This is a genomic window from Mycobacterium hubeiense (genome assembly GCF_002838065.1).
In the GTDB taxonomy this organism is placed as follows: Bacteria; Actinomycetota; Actinomycetes; order Mycobacteriales; family Mycobacteriaceae; genus Mycobacterium; species Mycobacterium hubeiense.
Genome location: NZ_PIZU01000003.1, coordinates 80694 through 99001, shown reverse-complemented (window position 1 = coordinate 99001; position 18308 = coordinate 80694). Strand labels below are relative to the sequence as shown.

Below are 18308 nucleotides of genomic sequence, written 5' to 3'. Positions count from 1 at the left end.
CATGGTGGTGAGACACAAGTAGTCGGCGCCGTCAGCGCTGAATCGGATACACCGGGTCGGAGCAGGCGGTGCCTTCCGCCGATAGCTGACGCTTGAGCACCTTGAACGTCTCGGTCCGCGGAAGCGACGTGCTGATCCGCACGTACGACGGCCACTGTTTGGGCCCGAGGTCCGGCTGCTCGGCGAGAAAGGCCGCGAACTTGTCGACGTCGAACTCTGCGCCCGGTGCCAACACCAATGCCGCCATCACTTGGTCGCCCACTACGGGATCCGGCACCGGATACACCGCGACCTCGACGACATCGGGATAGCGCAACAGAATTCGCTCGATCGGCGCAGTGCCGAGATTCTCCCCGTCGACCCTCATCCAGTCGCCGAGCCGTCCGGCGAAATAGATGTAGCCCGCCTCGTCGCGGTACGCCAGGTCACCGCTGTGGTACATCCCGCCGGCCATCCGTTCGGCTTCGGCCTCGGGGTCGTTGTAGTAACCGCGGAACTGGCCGCGGCCGCGCGGATTCACCAGTTCGCCGACGACGCCCGGCGGACAGGGTTCGCCGGTGTCGACGTCGACGATGGCAACCTCGTCGGTCAGCGGGCCCAGCGCGCCGTCGGGGGTATCGGGCGTGCGCGCGATGGCTACCCCGCCCTCGGTGGACCCGAACCCGTCGACCACCACCACGTCGAAGCGCTTGGCAAAGCGCTCCAGATCCCGCGGCGCACCCTCGTTGCCGTACAGGAACTTCAGCGGGTTGTTGGCGTCGTCGTCGCGGGGCGGCGTGGCCAGGATGTAGGACAGCGGCTTGCCGACGTAATTCGCGTAGGTCGCGTGGTAGCGACGCACGTCGTCGATGAACTGCGATGCAGAGAACTTGCGCCGCAACGCAATCGACGCGCCGGCGGCCACCGCCACCGCCCATCCCGCCATCACCGCGTTGGAATGGAACAGCGGCATCGACAGATACGCAGTGTCCTCGGGCCCCAGTCCGAACCGGTCGGCCAGCATCCGGCCGGGAATCGCCACCTTCTCGTGCGTCACCCGCACCGCCTTCGGGTCTCCGCTGGTACCGGACGTGAAGATCAACATGAACAGATCGTCGGGCCCGGCATCGGTGAAGCGCACCGGCGTGCCCCGATGGGCGGCCAGCTCGGCCGCCCACTCGTCCGATTCGACGTCGATGGCGGCAATCTCGGTGGGGCTATCGGCAAGCACGAACTGGCAATCGGCGTGGTCGACATCGCGCTGCAGCGCAGCGCCGCGGCGCGTCGGGTTGAGCCCTACCGGAACGAAACCGCTCAGCGCCGCGGCGACCAACACCGTCGAGAAGAACGGGGTGTTGCCCAGCAGCACACCGACATGCGGCGGCGTGGCCGGATCGAGGCGCGCGGTGAGCGCGGCGGCCAAGTCCGCGGCCGCCTGAATGTGGTTGCGCCAGCTGGTGAACGAATCCTCGAAGTGCACACCGCGGTCGTCGACCTCGACCAGCGGACGCAGGAGCGCGGAAACCGTCCGCGAGGCTGCAGTTACCGTGCCCGTCACTCGAACTTCTCCTCGATAACTACAGTCTCGCGGTGGGCGGTCACACCGGAGTGTCGGCCAGTTCCCGTCCGATGCGCAGCAACTGCCCGGTGGCCCCGCCGACGGCGAACTCCGTCTGTTTGGCCGCCAGGAAGTAGCGGTGCACCGGGTGATCCGTATCGATCCCGACGCCGCCGTGCACGTGCACCGTGGTGTGCGCGACGCGGTGGCCTGCGTCGGCGGCCCAGAACGCCGTCGTGGCCACATCCACGTCGGCGGGCAGATCCTCGGACAACCGCCACGCCGCCTGCGTCAGCGTCAGGCGCAGCCCTTTGATGTCGATGTACCCGTCGGCCAGTCGCGACGACACCGCCTGGAAGCTGCCGATCGGCCGGTCGAACTGCTCACGTTCCCGCGCATACGAAGCGGTCAGCTCTAATGCCCGCTCCAGCACACCGAGCTGAAATGCGCTGCGCCCCAACGTCGCATGCGTCGTCAGCCACGAAAGCGCCGAGTCGTCGCCGACAACACGCCCGCTATCGACCGAAACGCCCTGCAACTCGAGGTGACCGACGCTGCCGTGTCCGGTGGTGTCCAACGCCGTCATCGTCACCCCGGGGTCATCGGCGGCGACCAGGAAAACCTTGACACCGGATTCGGTTTCGGCCGGCACCAGGAACGCATCAGCAACCGGGCCGAACGTCACCTGCGTCCGCGACCCGGTCAGCTGACCGTTGGTCGCCTGCACCGGGCCCTGGCCCATCTCGCCGTCCAGCGCGACAGTTAATACCTTGGCGCCCGACACGGCCGGCGCCGCCCAATCCTGCTGCAACGCAGAGGATCCGAAGCGGGCCAGGGCGCCGGCGCCCAGCACCACCGACTCCAGGTACGGCACCGCTGCCAGCTGACGGCCCAGCGCGACCAGCACCGCCGTCTGCTCCAGCACGCCGAAACCGCCGCCGCCCACCGACTCCGGGGCAGCGGCCGAAAGCACGTCGGCCTCGATGAGCTTGCCCCACAGATCGCGGTCGAAGCGTTGCTCCAACCCGTCAAGGGCGCGTTGATGTTCTGGCGTACACACCGACTCGGTGATGGTGCGCACCAGCCCGCCGAGATCCTCTGCGGCTTCAGTCGTCTTGAAATCCATCGCTAGTCCTTACCGGTTGACTCGGGGCAGGCCCAGGGCGACCATTCCGATGATGTCGCGCTGAATCTCGTTGGTGCCGCCGCCGAACGTCAGGATCAGGCAGCTGCGGTGCATGCGCTCCACCCGGCCGCGCAGCAGTGCACCGGGCGAATTCGGGCGGAGGGTGGCGGCGGTGCCCAGCACCTCCATCAACAACCGGTACGCCTCGGTGGCCAATTCGGTGCCGTACACCTTGGCCGCCGACGCGTCGGCGGGCGACGGCGCCGCCTCATCCGACGAAGCCAGCTCCCAGTTGATCAGCTTGAGCACCTCAGCCTTGGCGTGCACTCGCGCGAGATTGAGCTGCACCCACTCCGAGTCGATCAACCGTTTACCGTGGACGTCCTTGGTGTTCTGCGCCCATTCCCGAACACCGTTGAGCGCCAAAAAGATCGGCTGGGCCGACACCAGCGCGACGCGCTCATGGTTGAGCTGGTTCGTCACCAGCTTCCAGCCGCCGTTCTCCTCGCCGACCAGGTTGGTGACGGGCACCCGCACGTCCTGGTAGTAGGTGGCGCTGGTGTCGACGCCGGCCATGGTGTGCACGGGCGTCCACGAGAAGCCCTCTGCTGTGGTCGGCACGATCAGCATCGAAATGCCGCGGTGCTTCTTGGCCTCCGGATTGGTGCGCACCGCCAGCCACACATAGTCGGCGTACTGGATCAGGCTGGTCCACATCTTCTGACCGTTGATGACGTAGTCGTCGCCGTCGCGCACCGCGGTGGTGCGCAGCGCGGCCAGGTCGGTGCCGGCGCCGGGCTCGGAGTAGCCGATCGAGAAGTGCAGATCTCCCGACGCAATGCGCGGCAGGAAGAATTTCTTCTGCTCGTCGGTGCCGAACGCCATGATCGTCGGCGCGACGCTGTTGATCGTCAGGAACGGCACCGGCGCACCGGCGATCGCGGCCTCGTCGGTGAAGATCAACCCGTCCATGGGTGGCCGGGCCTGCCCGCCGAACTCCTTGGGCCAGGAAAGCGTCAGCCAGCCGTCCTTGCCCATCTGGGCTACGGTCTCGCGGTACACATTGCCGCGACCCATCTCACCTTCGGTGGACGACAGCGCCTCCAGCCGCTCGGGCGTCATCAACTTGGAGAAGTAGGAGCGCAGCTCGCGACGCAACTCCTCCTGCTCGGCGGTGTAACCGATCCGCATCACGCGTCCTTACGTCAGATTTGGTGGAAGCCGTCGACTGACCCGGATTCCTCCCCGGTTGTAACACGTTCTAGTCTTGGGGTCCAGCGTGCGTGGTCGTATTCTGACGGCGAAGGCAGGTGCCAGCCTGAAGAAGCCATGAAAAGGAGGCGGTCGTGCGAGTTGAAGTTGACCGTGATCGATGTGAAGGTAACGCGGTGTGCCTCGGCATTGCCCCGGACATTTTCGATCTCGACGACGACGATTACGCCGTGGTGAAGACCGATCCGGTGCCCGCCGACCAGGAAGAACTGGCCGAACAGGCGATCGCCGAATGCCCGCGCGCGGCCCTGATCCGCAAAGACTAGAGGTATTCATAAATTGACGACGAATAACGACGCGGCCGACCTGTCCGGAATGGTCGCGGTGGTGACAGGTGCGGCCGCAGGCTTGGGCCGCGCGGAGGCGATCGGGCTTGCCAAAGCGGGTGCCACCGTCGTCGTGAACGACATTGCACCCGCACTGGACAAGACGGACGTCTTCGACGAGATCGCGGCCGTCGGCTCCAAGGCCGTCGCGGTTGCCGGTGACATCAGCCAGCGGTCCACCGCCGACGAGCTGGTCGAGACCGCCGACGGGCTCGGCGGGCTGAGCATCGTCGTCAACAACGCCGGGATCACTCGCGACAAGATGCTGTTCAACATGACCGACGAGGATTGGGACGCGGTCATTGCGGTGCATCTGCGTGGCCATTTCTTGCTGACGCGCAACGCCGCGACCTACTGGCGGGCGAAGTCCAAGGAGGCGGGCGGACCCGTCTACGGCCGCATCATCAACACGTCGTCGGAGGCCGGCCTGGCCGGCCCGCTCGGACAGGCCAACTACGGGGCCGCCAAGGCCGGTATCACCGCGCTGACGCTGTCGGCGGCGCGCGGCCTGGAGCGCTACGGGGTAAGGGCGAATGCCATCGCGCCCCGGGCCCGCACCGCGATGACCGCCGATGTGTTCGGCGAGGCGCCCGAACTGGCCGACGGGCAGATCGACGAACTGTCGCCCGAGCACGTCGTCACCCTCGTCCGGTTCCTGGCCTCGCCGGCGTCAGAAGCCGTCAACGGACAACTATTTATCGTCTATGGTCCGACGGTGACCCTGGTTGCGGCGCCGACCGCCGAGCACCGGTTCACCGCCGAATCCGATGCTTGGGATCCTGCCGAGCTGACCACGACATTGCGCGACTACTTTGCTGACCGCGACCCGGGTCGCAGTTTCTCGGCCACCGAGTTGATGGGTTCGGGAGACTGACAGTCTCGGTCGACAACGACGTCGGCCGATTAGAACGTGTTCCAGGATGACCTGCGTCACACCGGGTCTGACCAGGCAAAATAGTGCAATTACGGCCGGAATTGCGGATCTTTGACACTGCGAACTTGTTCTAGTTAGTATGATCCGGCTCACGTAGAGCAACGTCCGACCAAGGGGTGGGAAAGCCGCTATGGCGAGCAGATTCGGACTCTTCGCCATGGTGAATCTCGCCGCCACCCCGCCCCGAGAACGGAGCCCAGGTTGATCGAACAGCTCGCGGCGCCGGCTCGGGCCGTGGGCGGCTTCGTCGAAATGTCGCTCGACACCTTCGTCAAGACCTTCCGGCGACCCTTTCAACTCAGGGAGTTCCTCGACCAGACCTGGATGATCGCCCGGGTGTCGCTGGTGCCCACGCTCCTGGTCGCGATTCCGTTCACCGTGCTGGTGGCGTTCACCCTCAACATCCTGCTGCGCGAGATCGGCGCGGCCGACCTGTCCGGGGCGGGCACCGCCTTTGGCACCATCACTCAGTTGGGTCCCGTCGTCACCGTGCTGGTGGTGGCCGGCGCCGGCGCCACCGCCATCTGCGCGGACCTCGGCGCCCGCACCATCCGCGAGGAGATCGACGCGATGCGGGTGTTGGGTATCGATCCGATCCAGCGATTGGTGGTGCCCCGGGTGCTGGCGTCGACGTTCGTGGCGTTGCTGCTCAACGGCCTGGTGTGTGCCATCGGGTTGACCGGCGGCTATGTCTTCTCGGTGTTCCTGCAGGGCGTCAATCCCGGCGCGTTCATCAACGGGCTGACGGTGCTGACCGGTCTGGGTGAGTTGGTGCTCGCCGAGGTCAAGGCGCTGCTGTTCGGCGTGGTGGCCGGGCTGGTGGGCTGCTATCGCGGCTTGACGGTGCAGGGTGGGCCGAAGGGCGTCGGCACCGCGGTCAACGAAACAGTGGTCTACGCCTTCATCTGTCTGTTCGTGATCAATGTGATCATGACGGCGATCGGCGTCCGGGTGCTGGTGCGGTGATTAGCGTTTACGCGAAGAACCAAGGGCGCTGATGAGCTACGACGTCACGTACCGATTCCGCCGCATGTTCCGCGGCGTGCCCAAGGCCGTCGACACATTCGGTGAGCAGGCGCTGTTCTACGGCGAGACGATGCGGTATGTCCCCAATGCGCTCACTCGCTATCGCAAGGAGACCGTCCGGCTGATCGCCGAGATGACGATGGGCACCGGCGCACTGGTGATGATCGGCGGCACCGTCGGCGTCGCAGCCTTCCTGACGTTGGCGTCCGGCGGCGTCATCGCGGTGCAGGGCTATAGCTCACTTGGCAATATCGGCATCGAGGCGCTGACCGGCTTCCTGTCGGCCTTCCTCAACGTGCGAATCGTCGCGCCGGTGATCGCCGGGATCGCGCTGGCCGCCACCATCGGCGCCGGAACCACCGCCCAGCTCGGCGCCATGCGGGTCGCCGAGGAGATCGACGCCGTCGAATCCATGGCGGTGCACTCGGTGTCGTATCTGGTGTCCACCCGATTGATGGCCGGGCTGATCGCGATCATCCCGCTGTACTCGTTGTCGGTGCTGGCCGCGTTCTTCGCCGCGCGATTCACGACGGTGTTCATCAACAACCAGTCCGCGGGCCTGTATGACCACTACTTCAACACCTTCCTCGTCCCAACCGACCTGCTGTGGTCGTTCCTGCAGGCGATCGTGATGGCGATCGCCGTGATGCTGGTGCATACGTACTACGGCTACAACGCTTCCGGCGGACCGGTGGGTGTGGGCATCGCGGTCGGTCAGGCCGTGCGCACCTCACTGATCGTGGTCGTCACCATCACGTTGTTCATCTCGCTCGCCGTGTACGGCGCGTCCGGTAACTTCAACCTCTCGGGGTAGGTGGGGGACGATGTCGGACGTTGACGCGAAGCGCAGCCACGTCAGGATCGCTGCGGCGATCCTGGCGACCCTCCTCGTTGCCGCGGTGGTGTTCACCTACCTGGCGTACACCGCGGCGTTCACCTCCACCGACACCGTGACGGTGATGTCGCCGCGGGCCGGTCTGGTGATGGAGCGTGACGCCAAGGTCAAGTACCGCGGTATCCAGGTCGGCAAGGTCAAATCGATTGACTACAACGGGGATCAGGCGAAGCTGACGCTGGCGATCGACAGCGGCGAAATGCGGTTCATCCCGTCGAACGCGGATGTGCGGATCGCCGGCAACACCATCTTCGGCGCCAAGTCGGTGGAGTTCATCCCCCCGGATGAGGCTGCCGACACGTCGTTGGAGCCGGGGGCGACGGTGCAGGCGTCGTCGGTGCAGTTGGAGGTCAACACGCTGTTCCAGACGTTGACCGACGTGCTGGACAAGATCGACCCGGTCAACCTGAACGCGACGCTGACGGCGCTGGCGGAGGGCTTGCGCGGAAACGGTGACGATCTCGGCGCCACCATGGCCGGACTGAATTATTATCTGCAGCAACTCAATCCGAAGCTGCCGACGTTGCATGAGGACTTCCGCAAAGCTGCGGAGGTGGCGAACGTGTACGCCGACGCCGGGCCGGACGTGGCGCGGATCCTGGACAGCGCGCCGACGATCAGCAACACCATCGTCGATGAGCAGGACAACCTGAACGCCACCTTGCTCGCCGCGATCGGCCTGGCCAACAACGGCACCGCCACGCTGGAGCCTGCGGCCGACGACTACATCGCAGCGGTGCAACGGCTTCGTGCACCGTTGAAGGTGGCCGGCGAGTACTCGCCGGTGTTCGGCTGCATCCTGCAGGGCACCGCCATCGCCATCGACCGGTTCGCCCCGGTGATCGGCGGCATCCGGCCGGGTCTGTTCGTGTCATCGAACTTCATCCCCGGCGTGCCCGGCTATACGTACCCGGAGAGCTTGCCGATCGTGAACGCCTCGGGTGGGCCGAATTGCCGTGGCCTGCCTAACATTCCGTCCAAGCAGTACGGCGGGTCGTGGTACCGCTCGCCGTTCCTGGTGACTGACAACGCCTATGTTCCATTCCAGCCGAACACGGAGTTGCAGTTCGACGCGCCCTCGACACTGCAGTTCCTGTTCAACGGTGCGTATGCCGAGAGGGACGAGTACTGATGCGGCGCGACAAGACCCTGCGCAACGTGACGATCTTCACCGTCGCCATGCTGCTGGTGGCGGCGATGCTGATAGTGGTGTTCGGCGAGTTCCGCTTCGCCGCGGACAACAAGTATCACGCCACCTTCACCGAGGCGTCGCGGCTCAAGCCCGGTCAGGACGTGCGGATCGCCGGGGTGCCGGTGGGCTCGGTCCTCGATGTCAAACTGAACGAGGACAACACTGTTGACGTCGCATTCGACGTCAACAACCGCTATCAGCTCTACACCTCGACGCGGGCGGTTGTCCGCTACGAGAACCTGGTCGGCGACCGCTATCTGGAGATCACCTCGGGCCCAGGCGAATTGCGCAAGCTGCCGCCCGGCGGCACGATCGCCATCCAAAACACCCAGCCGGCATTGGATCTCGACGCTCTGCTCGGCGGTCTGCGGCCGGTGCTCAAGGGCCTCGACGGCGCCAAGGTCAACGAGGTTGCCAACGCGATCATCGAGCTGCTGCAGGGCCAAGGCGGCGCGCTGTCGAATCTGCTGTCCACCACCAGCGCATTCACCCAAAACCTCGCCGCCCGTGACCAACTCATCGGCGAGGTGATCAACAACCTCAACGCCGTCTTGGGCACCATCGACGAAAAGGGCGCCCAGTTCGACGCCACGGTGGACCGACTGCAGCAACTGCTCACCGGCCTGGCCGAGGGTCGCGACCCCATCGCGGGGGCGATCGAACCGCTGGCATCGGCGGAGAACGACCTGACCGAGATGTTGGAGTCCTCGCGTCGGCCCATTCAGGGCGTCATCGAGAATGCGCGGCCGTTGGCCCAGCGGCTCGATGAGCGCAAGGGCGACGTGAACAAGGTCATCGAGCCATTGGCCGAGAACTACCTGCGGCTCAACGCGCTCGGCGCGTACGGCGCGTTCTTCAACATTTACTTCTGCTCGGTGCGGATCAAGATCAATGGTCCGGCGGGCAGCGACGTATTGATTCCGTTCGGCGGTCCGGCGGATCCGTCCAAGGGGAGGTGTTCGGAGGATGGCTAGGCCAGGGGAGAGCAACCCGCTACGCACCGGCATCTTCGGCATCGTCCTGGTGACGTGCTTGGTGCTGGTGTCGTTCGGCTACACAAATCTGCCGTTCTGGCCCCAGGGCAAGCCGTACGAGGCGTATTTCAGTGATGCGGGCGGCATTTCGCCCGGCAACGACGTCAACGTCTCAGGTATCAGGGTCGGTGAGGTCACCGGTGTCGAGCTGGCCGGCGACGCGGCCAAGGTCACGTTCACCGTGGACCGCGAAGTCAGGGTGGGCGACCAGTCGCTGGTCGCGATCAAGACAGACACCGTGCTCGGCGAGAAATCACTGGCGGTCACGCCCAAGGGCAGCGGATCGTCGACGGTGATCCCGTTGGCGCGTACCACCACTCCGTACACCCTCAACACGGCGCTGCAGGATCTCGGCCAGAACGTGTCCGAACTGGACAAGCCGCGCTTCGAGCAGGCGTTGCAGACACTGACCGACTCGCTCCGCGACGCGACACCGCAATTGCGTGGTGCGCTGGACGGAGTGGCGAACCTGTCGCGCAGCATCAACAAACGCGACGCCGCACTCGAACAGCTGCTGCTGCACGCCAAACGGGTCTCCGACACCCTGGCGCAGCGCTCCGGGCAGGTGAACAAACTGATCACCGATGGCAATCTGCTGTTCGCCGCACTGGACGAACGGCGCCAGGCGCTGAGCAACCTGATCGCCGGTATCGACGAAGTGTCCCAGCAGCTGTCGGGTTTCGTCGCCGACAACCGTCGGGAGTTCCAACCCGCGTTGGAGAAGCTGAACCTGGTGATGGACAACCTGCTGGAGCGCCGCGAGCACATCGGCGAAGCGCTGCGACGGCTGCCGCCCTACGCGACGGCACTGGGTGAGGTGGTCGGCAACGGCCCCGGCTTCAACATCAACCTGTACGGCCTGCCGCCGGTCGGCATCGCCGAGGTGCTGCTGGACACCTACTTCCAGCCCGGCAAGCTGCCGGACAGCCTCGCCGACTACCTGCGCGGACTGATCTCCGAGCGGCTGATCATTAGGCCGAAGTCACCATGACGCAAGAGAATTCGGTACGAAATCGGAGCCTGTGGCTGCGGGTCGCCCTGGCGGCGCTGCTGGTGGCGACCCTGGTGGTCGGGATCTACCAGGTCTGGCCGACGCGCGTCGGCAACAAGCTGACCGCATACTTCACCTCGGCGGTGGGCCTCTACCCGGGTGACGACGTGCGAGTGGTCGGCGTGCCGATCGGCACGATCGACTCGATCGAACCGCGGGCCCGCGATGTGAAGGTCACGATGACGTTGGACGACAGCGTCAAGGTGCCCGCGGATGCCAAAGCGCTGATCATCGCGCCGAATCTGGTGTCGGCCAGGTTCATTCAGCTCACGCCCGCCTACACCGGCGGGCCGGAGCTGGGCGACGACGCCGAGATCGGTCTGGACCGCACCGCGGTGCCGGTCGAATGGGACGAAGTCAAGGAGCAGCTGACCCAGCTCAGTTCCCAGCTCGGCCCGCAACCAGGCTCCATGCAGGGCCCGCTGGCCGGTTTCGTCAATCAGGCCGCCGATACCTTCGACGGCAACGGCGACTCGTTCCGCCAGGCGTTGCGTGAACTATCCCAAACCGCAGGACGATTGGGCGACTCCCGCACCGACCTGTTCGGCACCATTCGCAACCTGCAGGTGCTGGTCGACGCGCTGTCCAACAGCAACGAGCAGATCGTCCAGTTCACCAACCACGTCGCATCGGTCTCCCAGGTGCTGGCCGACAGCTCGACCGACCTGGACAACACGCTGGGCACGTTGACGCAGGCGCTGACCGACGTGCGTGGCCTGCTCAACGAGAGCAACGACGCGCTGATCGCACAGGTCGGCAAGCTCGCCGACTTCACCCAGATCCTCACCGACCACAGCGACGACATCGAACAGCTGCTGCACATCACGCCCAACGGGCTGGCGAACTTCTACAACATCTACAGCCCCGCCCAGGGCTCGGTGGGCGGCCTGCTGTCGCTGCCGAACTTCGCCAATCCGGTGCAATTCCTGTGCGGCGGAACGTTCGACGCCGGCGCCACCCCGGACAATTACAAGCGCGCCGAGATCTGCCGCCAACGGATGGGCCCGGTGTTCCGGCGGATCACGATGAACTACCCGCCGGTGATGTTCCATCCGATCAACAGCATTCAGGCCTACAAGGGGCAGATCATCTACGACACCCCGGCCACCGAAGCCAAGGCGGAGACACCGATTCCGTATCTGCAGTGGCAGCCGGCGCCGGGCGTCACCCCGCCGGAGATCCCCGCCGAGACGGATCTCAGCTCGCTGATCCTGCCGCCCGAGCAGGAAGGCGCGGCTCCGGCGCAGAACGGCGCGGCGGCGCCGGCGCCGCAACAGCCGACCAGCCACGTCGGTGGGCCTGAGGCCGAACCGGCCCCGGGACCGTTACCGGCCGAGGGGGGTGGTGGATCGTGATGCGCCGCATCGGGGTTCGGGCCCTCGCGATCGGCAGTGGCGCAGCGCTGCTGGCCGGCTGCCAGTTCGGCGGGCTGAATTCGCTCAACATGCCCGGCACCGCCGGGCACGGAGCGGGCTCCTACAAGGTCACCGTGGCCCTGCCCGATGTCGCGACGCTGCCGCAGAACTCGCCGGTGATGGTCGACGACGTCACCGTCGGCAGCGTGTCCGGCATCGACGCGGTGCAGCGGCCGGACGGCAGTTTCTATGCCGCCGTGGAGCTTTCGCTGGACGGCGACGTGAAGCTGCCGGCCAACGCCACCGCGAAGGTGGCGCAGACGTCGCTGCTCGGTTCCCAGCACATCGAACTCGCCGAACCCGCGACCGAGCCTGCGATCGGGGAGCTCAAGGACGGCGCCAACATCCCGATGGACCGCACCGGCCGTTACCCCACGACGGAGGAAGTGCTGTCCTCCCTGGGCGTCGTCGTCAACAAGGGCAATCTCGGTGCGCTGCAGGACATCACCGACGAGGCCTACGCCGCTGTCGCGGGCCGGGCCGGCAGCTTTGCGGACCTGGTGCCGCGGCTCGCGGAGTTGACCAGCTCGCTGGATCAGCAGACCAACGACATCATCGCCGCCGCCGAAGGCCTGAACCGGTTCGCCGCCATCCTGGCCAACAGCAAGGACAGCCTCGGGCGCACCCTGGACACGCTGCCCAACGCCTTGGAGGTGCTCAACAACAACCGGGCCAACATCGTTGATGCGTTTGGGGCACTGGGCAGCTTCGCGACCATCGCGGCGCGCATCCTGGCCGAGACCAAAGAGGATTTCGCGGCCGACTTCAAGGACCTGTATCCAGTCATCAAGGCGTTCAACGACAATGCCGATGACTTCATCAAGGGCTTGGAGTTCCTGCCGACGTTCCCGTTCCACTACAAATATCTGCGCAACGCGGTGCGTGGCGACTACCTGAACGTGTTCGTGACGTTCGACCTGACGCTGCGCCGGATCGGCGAAACGGTCTTCACCACGTCGCTGGGTCTCGACCCGAACATGAAGCACATGAGCGAGGTCGTGAATCCGCCCGACTTTTTGACCGGATCCCTCGCGAACCTGTCGGGGCAGGCCGCCGATCCGTTCGAGATTCCGCCGGGCACGGCCAAACAACACGGGGAGGCGCCGTAATGCTGGACCGGCTCACCCGTTTGCAGTTGACGATCTTTGCGATCGTCACCGTGCTCACCGTCGGGGCCATCTCGGCGTTCTATCTGCACCTGCCCGCCGCGATGGGCATCGGCACCTACGACGTCGACGCCAATTTCGTGGCCGGCGGCGGGATCTACGAGAACGCCAACGTCACCTATCGCGGTGTCACCATCGGCCGGGTCGAAGGGGTCGGTCTCACCGACGACGGCGTCGTCGCCCACATGCGGCTGAACAGCTCTACGCCGGTGCCGGAGAACGTCACTGCGACGGTCAAGAGCGTCTCGGCGGTCGGTGAGCAGTACATCGACTTGGTGCCGCCGGAGGATCCGGCGTCGGACAAGCTGCGCGACGGGGCGAGCATCAGCAAGGACCGCACCGCGATCGGCCAGGACATCGCCGGGCTGCTCCGCGAGGCCGAAAGCCTGGTCAACAGCGTGGGGGACACCCGCCTGGAGGACCTGCTGCGCGAGACGTTCAAGGCGTTCAACGGATCTGGGCCCGAGCTGGCCCGGCTGATCCAGTCGGCGCGCATGCTCGTCGACGAGGCCAACGCCAATTACGGGCAGGTCACCCAGTTGATCGACCAGGCCGGGCCGTTCCTGGACGCCCAGATCCGTGGCGGCGATGACATCAAGTCGCTGGCCGACGGGCTGGCCCGGTTCACCGGTGAGGTGGCCAACGCCGACTCGCAGGTGCGATCCGTGCTGCAGACCGTCCCCGGGGCGACCGCCGAAGCCAACGAAACGTTCGCGGGCATCCGGCCGACCTTCCCCATGCTGGCCGCCAACCTAGCCAACTTCGGTCGCATCGGCGTGATCTACAACAAGTCGCTCGAGCAGGCGCTGGTGATCTTCCCGGCGCTGCTGGCCGCGCTCAACACCGTCGCCGGCGGCGTGCCCTCGGATGAGGGCGGCAAGCTGGACTTCAAGATCTCGCTGGGCGATCCGCCGCCGTGTTCGGTGGGCTTCGTGCCGCCGACCCAGATCCGCTCACCGGCCGACACCACGCTGCGCGAACTCCCGCCGGATCTGTACTGCAAGACCGCACAAAACGATCCGAGCGTGGTGCGCGGCGCGCGGAACTACCCGTGCCAGGAGTTCCCGGGCAAGCGCGCGCCGACGGTGCAACTCTGCCGCGACCCCAACGGATACGTGCCGATCGGCAGCAACCCGTGGCGCGGGCCGCCGATCCCGTACGGCGAGCCGATCACCGACGGGCGAAACATTCTGCCGCCCAACAAGTTCCCGATGATCCCGCCGCAGGTGGATCCCGATCCGGGTCCGCCGGTGGTCGAGCTGCCGCCGGGAGTCCCGCCGGGCCCGGGGCCGGCGCCGCATGCGCCGTATCCGTTGCCGTACCCCCCGAACAAGCCCGGTCCGCCACCACCGCCGTGGCCGTTCTATGCTCCACCGGATCAGCTCGTTCCGCCGTATGGCCGGCCGGCGCCCCCGCCGCCGGCGGGTGCACCGGCTCCGCCGTTGCCCGCCGAGGCACCGCCGTTGGCCTCGGGTCCGACGGTTGCCACCTACGACCAGAACACCGGCGTCTTCGCGGATCCGGCAGGCGGAACTGGCGTCTTCGCGCCCGGCGCTGACAAACTGGCGCCTGCGGAGAACTGGGTAGACCTGATGATGGATCCAAGGCAGGCGTAATGGCAGAACAGGAGGCCTTGACACCCGAGGTGACGAGGCAACGGGGGCGTCGGCGTGCGGTGCGGCCGGCCGGACCCGTGAACGGCGCGGCCGGGGCCACCGGCACCGCGACTCTCGAGCCGCCGGTCGTCAAGGTGCGGGTGCCCAGGCCGGCGGGCCCGCCACCGCGGCGGCAGCCACATCGCCGGTTGGTGGCCATCTGCGCGTTGACCGCCGGGTTCGTGATGGCGGCCGCGCTGGCCGTGGGTGTGTTCGTGCTGGTCGACCAGCAGCGTGACGCCGAGGCGATCCAAGCCCGCAACCAGCGCTTCGTCGACACCGCGTCGCAGACCGTGGTGAACATGTTCAGCTACACGCAGGACAACATCGACGAGAGCGTGAACCGGTTCGTCGACGGCACCAGCGGCCCGCTGCGCGACATGCTCAGCCAGAACAACAACGTCGAGAACCTCAAGGCGCTGTTCCGCGACACCAACGCCACGTCGGAGGCGGTGATCAACGGCGCCGCGCTGGAGGAGGTCGATGAGATCGCCAACAACGCCGCGGTGCTGGGTGGCGGTGCGCGTCACGGTGACCGATATCGACGGCACCAACAAACCGTCACAGCCCTACCGGTTGCGGGTCATCGTGCACGAGGACGACAACGGGCACATGACCGGGTATGACCTCAAATATCCCGAGGGCGGGAACTGATGCGCAGCTGGACGGCCAGGCTGGTCGGATTCGTCGCCGTGCTCCTCGCGATCGGCGTGGTCGCGCTCGCCGGCGTCGGAGGCGCGATGTACTGGAACCGCGTGGAACTGCGCGGTGAGCAGACCACCCGGGCCACCGTCGCGCCCCTGGCGGTCGACCAGATTCCCAAGGTGTTCGGCTACGACTACCAGACCGTCGAAACCAGCCTCACCGACGCCTACAACCTGCTGACGCCCGAGTATCGCCAGGAGTTCCAGGAGCGGGCCACCAAGGACATCATCCCGCAGGCGCGGGATCGCCAGGTGATCAGCCAGGCCAACGTCGTGGGTGTGGGAGTGTTGACCGCACAACGCAATTCGGCGTCGGTGATGGTCTATATGAACCGCACGGTGACCGACAAGTCACGCCAGCCGGTCTACGACGGCAGCCGCCTGAAGGTCGACTACGAGAAGGTCGACGGCAAGTGGCTGATCTCCTACATCAAACCGATCTAGGTTTTTTCGTGTCGGCCAGCGCGTCGAGGAATGACCGCGCCCAACGGTCCACGTCGTGCGCGAGCACCTGTCTGCGCAGCGCCCGCATCCGTCGTCGGCCCTCTTCCGGTGGCTGATTCAGCGCGGCCTCGATCGCATCCTTGACGTTCTCCAGATGATGCGGGTTGACCAGGTAGGCCTGACGCAGTTCGGCTGCGGCGCCGGTGAATTCGCTGAGCACCAAGGCCCCGCCGAGGTCGCTGCGGCATGCCACATACTCCTTGGCCACCAGGTTCATGCCGTCCCGCAGCGGGGTGACCAGCATGACGTCGGCGGCGACGAAGAACGCGATCAACTCCTCACGCGGCACGGGCCGATGCAGGTAGTGCACGACCGGATGGCCGACCTCGCCGTACTCGCCGTTGATGTGGCCGACCTGACGTTCGATGTCCTCGCGCATCGCCTTGTAGCTCTCGACGCGTTCGCGGCTCGGGGTGGCCAGTTGCACCAGCACGGTGTCGTCGCGTTTGGCCCGGCCCTCGGCGAGCAGTTCGGAGAACGCGCGCAGCCGCACGTCGATGCCCTTGGTGTAATCCAGCCGGTCGACGCCGAGCAGGATTTTGCGCGGGTTACCGAGTTCGACGCGGATCTCTTTCGCGCGCTGGCGGATTGACCGCTGACGGGCCTGCGCATCCAGGGCCGTCGAGTCGATGGAGATCGGGAACGCGCCGACTTTTACGGTGCGGAATCCGACATTGATCTCACCGAATCGCGAACGCACACCCACTGACGCGCGGGAGGTGTTGGCGCCTACGAGGCGCCGGGCCAGGATGAGGAAGTTCTGCGCGCCGCCGGGCAGGTGGAACCCGACCAGGTCCGCGCCGAGCAGGCCCTCCACGATCTCGGTGCGCCACGGCATCTGCATGAACAACTCGACGGGCGGGAACGGGATGTGCAGAAAAAAGCCGATCGTGAGATCCGGTCGGAGCATCCGCAGCATCTTCGGCACCAGCTGCAGCTGGTAGTCCTGGATCCACACCGTGGCGCCCTGTGCGGCCGCCCGTGATGTGGCCTCGGCGAAGCGCCGGTTGACCTCGACGTAGCGGTCCCACCACTCGCGGTGGTAGATCGGTTTGACGATGACGTCGTGGTACAGCGGCCACAGTGTGGCGTTGGAGAAGCCCTCGTAGTATTCGGCGACGTCTTCGGCCGACAGCCGCACGGGGTAGAGCTGCAGGTCGTCTACTTCGATCGGGTCCTCGTCGGCGTCGGTGATGCCGGGCCAGCCGATCCACGCTCCCCGCCGGCGGCGCAGCAGTGGCTCCAGGGCGGTGACCAGCCCGCCGGGGCTACGCTTCCACTCCGTACTGCCGTCGGGCAGCCGCTCCATGTCGATCGGCAGCCGGTTGGCCACCACGACGAAATCGGCGGTTCCGGAGCCGGCCCCCCGGCCGCCCTCCGGAACCACTTACGCCTCGGGTTTCGACGGTCCAATGCCGAGCATCGACAAGAAGATCCGGCATTCGTCCGCGTCGGTCGCGTAGGCGGCGACAACACGCCTGGCCTGGCGCGCAGTGCTGTCGGCTAGCGGTTCGACGTCGCCGATTTCGGCGGGATCAGATTTCGCAGGCATACCCCAACTGTAGGCGACCCTGCCGGCGGCAGGGCCGCCGCCTGCGATTACGGGCCGAGATGCCCGGTCACCGTGGGGCTGGAGCCGATCGTCGACTGCGGCGCCGGCTGTGGCGCCATGGCCTGCTGTTCCTCGGCCAAGCCGACACACTCACTGACATGGCGGCCGATACAGGGAATGCCGCCGATGGTGGGCACGTCAGGGTTGCCGGGAAGGGTGGTGAACGGGGAGTTCGGCACGGTGTGCGGCACGCAGACGCCGGTGTACTGGTCCGCTTCTTCGCCGTTGGGGCAAGCGGCCACCGGTGCTGCCGGGCTGGTCGGTGTGGCAACGACGGCCATCGCCGGCGCTGCGGCGACTGCGACCGCGAATCCACCGGTAATGAGAAGTCGTCGTGCAGGAATCTGGAAGGTCGCCATCGTCACGCTTTCTGTAGTCATTACGAGCGTCGTCGTGCGTCGTCGTCAGAAAGTCTATGGAAGCTGGGAGAAATCTGCACAGCTTCTTCGGGTTCGCTGGGACGACGCTGTGCCTGTTACGGGCCGAGGTGGCCGGTGACCGTCGGGCTCGAGCCGATCGTCGACTGCGGGACCGGTTGCGGGCCTTGAGCCTGTGCGTCTTCGGCCAGGCCCACGCAGGCGGCGGCGCTGCGGCCGATGCATGGAATGCCGTCGATTTCAGGCACGTCCGGGTTGGCGGCCGTGGTGGTGAACGGCGACGGCGAATTCGGCACCAGCATTGGGGTGCAGACGACGGTGAACACATCTTCTTCTTCGCCGGGGGCGCACGTGGCAAGCGGCGTGGTGTCAGGCGAATTCAGCATGGCCGCCGCCGGGTTTACGGCCACCGCGACTGCGAATCCGCCGGCCAGGATGAGTCGTCGTAGCGTCGTAGCCATCGGGTGTGCCTTCTCTCGTTT

General features: G+C 66.2%; 18 protein-coding genes and 1 pseudogene. 12 read left to right on the top strand and 7 right to left on the bottom strand.

Going from position 1 to position 18308, the window contains the following annotated elements; genetic code table 11:
- Window positions 1–31: 31 nt before the first annotated feature.
- From fadD17 to CWS39_RS03765, 3 genes are read right to left on the bottom strand one after another with little or no spacing between them, the layout of a single operon-like run.
- Window positions 32–1537 carry a long-chain-fatty-acid--CoA ligase FadD17 gene (gene fadD17, locus CWS39_RS03775; protein WP_102141573.1) on the bottom strand — a complete coding sequence of 502 codons (1506 nt, stop codon included), beginning with the start codon at window positions 1535–1537 and terminating at the stop codon, window positions 32–34.
- Between the two features lie 40 nt (window positions 1538–1577).
- The gene (locus tag CWS39_RS03770) at window positions 1578–2663 is read right to left on the bottom strand and encodes an acyl-CoA dehydrogenase family protein (RefSeq protein ID WP_102141572.1); all 1086 of its coding nucleotides are present in this window, start codon (window positions 2661–2663) and stop codon (window positions 1578–1580) included.
- Window positions 2664–2672: 9 nt separating this feature from the next.
- The gene (locus CWS39_RS03765; RefSeq protein WP_102141571.1) at window positions 2673–3854 is read right to left on the bottom strand and encodes an acyl-CoA dehydrogenase; all 1182 of its coding nucleotides are present in this window, start codon (window positions 3852–3854) and stop codon (window positions 2673–2675) included.
- A gap of 155 nt (window positions 3855–4009) precedes the next feature.
- Between CWS39_RS03765 and CWS39_RS03760 the strand changes: the two genes are divergently transcribed.
- The 12 genes and pseudogenes from CWS39_RS03760 (at window position 4010) to CWS39_RS03705 (ending at window position 15777) form a co-directional block, all read left to right on the top strand.
- A complete protein-coding gene (locus CWS39_RS03760) occupies window positions 4010–4201 on the top strand; it encodes a ferredoxin (RefSeq protein WP_102141570.1) in 192 nt (63 codons plus the stop codon).
- 4 nt (window positions 4202–4205) lie between these two features.
- Window positions 4206–5135, top strand: a complete 930-nt coding sequence (locus CWS39_RS03755; protein ID WP_431306085.1) for a 3-oxoacyl-ACP reductase — start codon at window positions 4206–4208, stop codon at window positions 5133–5135.
- Window positions 5136–5396: 261 nt separating this feature from the next.
- Entirely contained in the window at window positions 5397–6161 is a 765-nt protein-coding gene (locus CWS39_RS03750; protein ID WP_102141568.1) for an MlaE family ABC transporter permease, read from the top strand.
- A gap of 31 nt (window positions 6162–6192) precedes the next feature.
- The gene (locus tag CWS39_RS03745) at window positions 6193–7035 is read left to right on the top strand and encodes an MlaE family ABC transporter permease (protein WP_102141567.1); all 843 of its coding nucleotides are present in this window, start codon (window positions 6193–6195) and stop codon (window positions 7033–7035) included.
- Window positions 7036–7045: 10 nt separating this feature from the next.
- Entirely contained in the window at window positions 7046–8248 is a 1203-nt protein-coding gene (locus tag CWS39_RS03740; protein WP_102141566.1) for an MCE family protein, read from the top strand.
- Window positions 8248–9282: an MCE family protein gene (locus tag CWS39_RS03735; protein WP_102141565.1), complete on the top strand. Its 1035-nt coding sequence runs from the start codon at window positions 8248–8250 to the stop codon at window positions 9280–9282. Before CWS39_RS03740 ends, CWS39_RS03735 begins: the two co-directional genes overlap by 1 nt.
- A complete protein-coding gene (locus CWS39_RS03730) occupies window positions 9275–10333 on the top strand; it encodes an MCE family protein (protein WP_102141564.1) in 1059 nt (352 codons plus the stop codon). Before CWS39_RS03735 ends, CWS39_RS03730 begins: the two co-directional genes overlap by 8 nt.
- Window positions 10330–11748: an MCE family protein gene (locus tag CWS39_RS03725; protein WP_102141563.1), complete on the top strand. Its 1419-nt coding sequence runs from the start codon at window positions 10330–10332 to the stop codon at window positions 11746–11748. Before CWS39_RS03730 ends, CWS39_RS03725 begins: the two co-directional genes overlap by 4 nt.
- Complete coding sequence (locus CWS39_RS03720) at window positions 11748–12917, top strand: MCE family protein (RefSeq protein WP_102141562.1); 1170 nt, start codon at window positions 11748–11750, stop codon at window positions 12915–12917. The genes CWS39_RS03725 and CWS39_RS03720 overlap by 1 nt, the downstream gene beginning before the upstream one ends.
- Entirely contained in the window at window positions 12917–14590 is a 1674-nt protein-coding gene (locus CWS39_RS03715) for a virulence factor Mce family protein (protein WP_102141561.1), read from the top strand. The genes CWS39_RS03720 and CWS39_RS03715 overlap by 1 nt, the downstream gene beginning before the upstream one ends.
- A pseudogene (locus CWS39_RS03710) lies at window positions 14590–15283 on the top strand (mammalian cell entry protein). The gene CWS39_RS03715 and the pseudogene CWS39_RS03710 overlap by 1 nt, the downstream one beginning before the upstream one ends.
- Window positions 15283–15777, top strand: a complete 495-nt coding sequence (locus CWS39_RS03705; RefSeq protein ID WP_102141560.1) for a mammalian cell entry protein — start codon at window positions 15283–15285, stop codon at window positions 15775–15777. Before CWS39_RS03710 ends, CWS39_RS03705 begins: the two are co-directional and overlap by 1 nt.
- On the opposite strand, the gene CWS39_RS03700 is transcribed toward CWS39_RS03705, so the two are convergent.
- The 4 genes from CWS39_RS03700 to CWS39_RS03685 form a co-directional block, all read right to left on the bottom strand.
- Window positions 15764–17224: an alpha,alpha-trehalose-phosphate synthase (UDP-forming) gene (locus tag CWS39_RS03700; RefSeq protein ID WP_102141559.1), complete on the bottom strand. Its 1461-nt coding sequence runs from the start codon at window positions 17222–17224 to the stop codon at window positions 15764–15766. The two genes, CWS39_RS03705 and CWS39_RS03700, sit on opposite strands and share 14 nt — an antisense overlap.
- The gene (locus tag CWS39_RS03695; RefSeq protein WP_102141558.1) at window positions 17225–17389 is read right to left on the bottom strand and encodes a hypothetical protein; all 165 of its coding nucleotides are present in this window, start codon (window positions 17387–17389) and stop codon (window positions 17225–17227) included. It lies immediately after the preceding gene.
- 47 nt (window positions 17390–17436) lie between these two features.
- A complete protein-coding gene (locus tag CWS39_RS03690; RefSeq protein ID WP_102141557.1) occupies window positions 17437–17808 on the bottom strand; it encodes an intersectin-EH binding protein Ibp1 in 372 nt (123 codons plus the stop codon).
- A gap of 116 nt (window positions 17809–17924) precedes the next feature.
- Window positions 17925–18287, bottom strand: a complete 363-nt coding sequence (locus CWS39_RS03685; RefSeq protein ID WP_102141556.1) for an intersectin-EH binding protein Ibp1 — start codon at window positions 18285–18287, stop codon at window positions 17925–17927.
- Window positions 18288–18308: the final 21 nt, after the last annotated feature.

Coding starts and splice junctions, on each gene's coding strand:
- CWS39_RS03740 (WP_102141566.1), top strand. CDS start 7,046: ATGTCGGACGTTGACGCGAAGCGCAGCCACGTCAGGATCGCTGCGGCG.
- CWS39_RS03695 (WP_102141558.1), bottom strand. CDS start 17,389: ATGCCTGCGAAATCTGATCCCGCCGAAATCGGCGACGTCGAACCGCTA.
- CWS39_RS03720 (WP_102141562.1), top strand. CDS start 11,748: ATGCGCCGCATCGGGGTTCGGGCCCTCGCGATCGGCAGTGGCGCAGCG.
- CWS39_RS03770 (WP_102141572.1), bottom strand. CDS start 2,663: ATGGATTTCAAGACGACTGAAGCCGCAGAGGATCTCGGCGGGCTGGTG.
- CWS39_RS03745 (WP_102141567.1), top strand. CDS start 6,193: ATGAGCTACGACGTCACGTACCGATTCCGCCGCATGTTCCGCGGCGTG.
- CWS39_RS03765 (WP_102141571.1), bottom strand. CDS start 3,854: ATGCGGATCGGTTACACCGCCGAGCAGGAGGAGTTGCGTCGCGAGCTG.
- CWS39_RS03705 (WP_102141560.1), top strand. CDS start 15,283: ATGCGCAGCTGGACGGCCAGGCTGGTCGGATTCGTCGCCGTGCTCCTC.
- CWS39_RS03725 (WP_102141563.1), top strand. CDS start 10,330: ATGACGCAAGAGAATTCGGTACGAAATCGGAGCCTGTGGCTGCGGGTC.
- CWS39_RS03735 (WP_102141565.1), top strand. CDS start 8,248: ATGCGGCGCGACAAGACCCTGCGCAACGTGACGATCTTCACCGTCGCC.
- CWS39_RS03715 (WP_102141561.1), top strand. CDS start 12,917: ATGCTGGACCGGCTCACCCGTTTGCAGTTGACGATCTTTGCGATCGTC.
- CWS39_RS03690 (WP_102141557.1), bottom strand. CDS start 17,808: ATGGCGACCTTCCAGATTCCTGCACGACGACTTCTCATTACCGGTGGA.
- CWS39_RS03730 (WP_102141564.1), top strand. CDS start 9,275: ATGGCTAGGCCAGGGGAGAGCAACCCGCTACGCACCGGCATCTTCGGC.
- CWS39_RS03685 (WP_102141556.1), bottom strand. CDS start 18,287: ATGGCTACGACGCTACGACGACTCATCCTGGCCGGCGGATTCGCAGTC.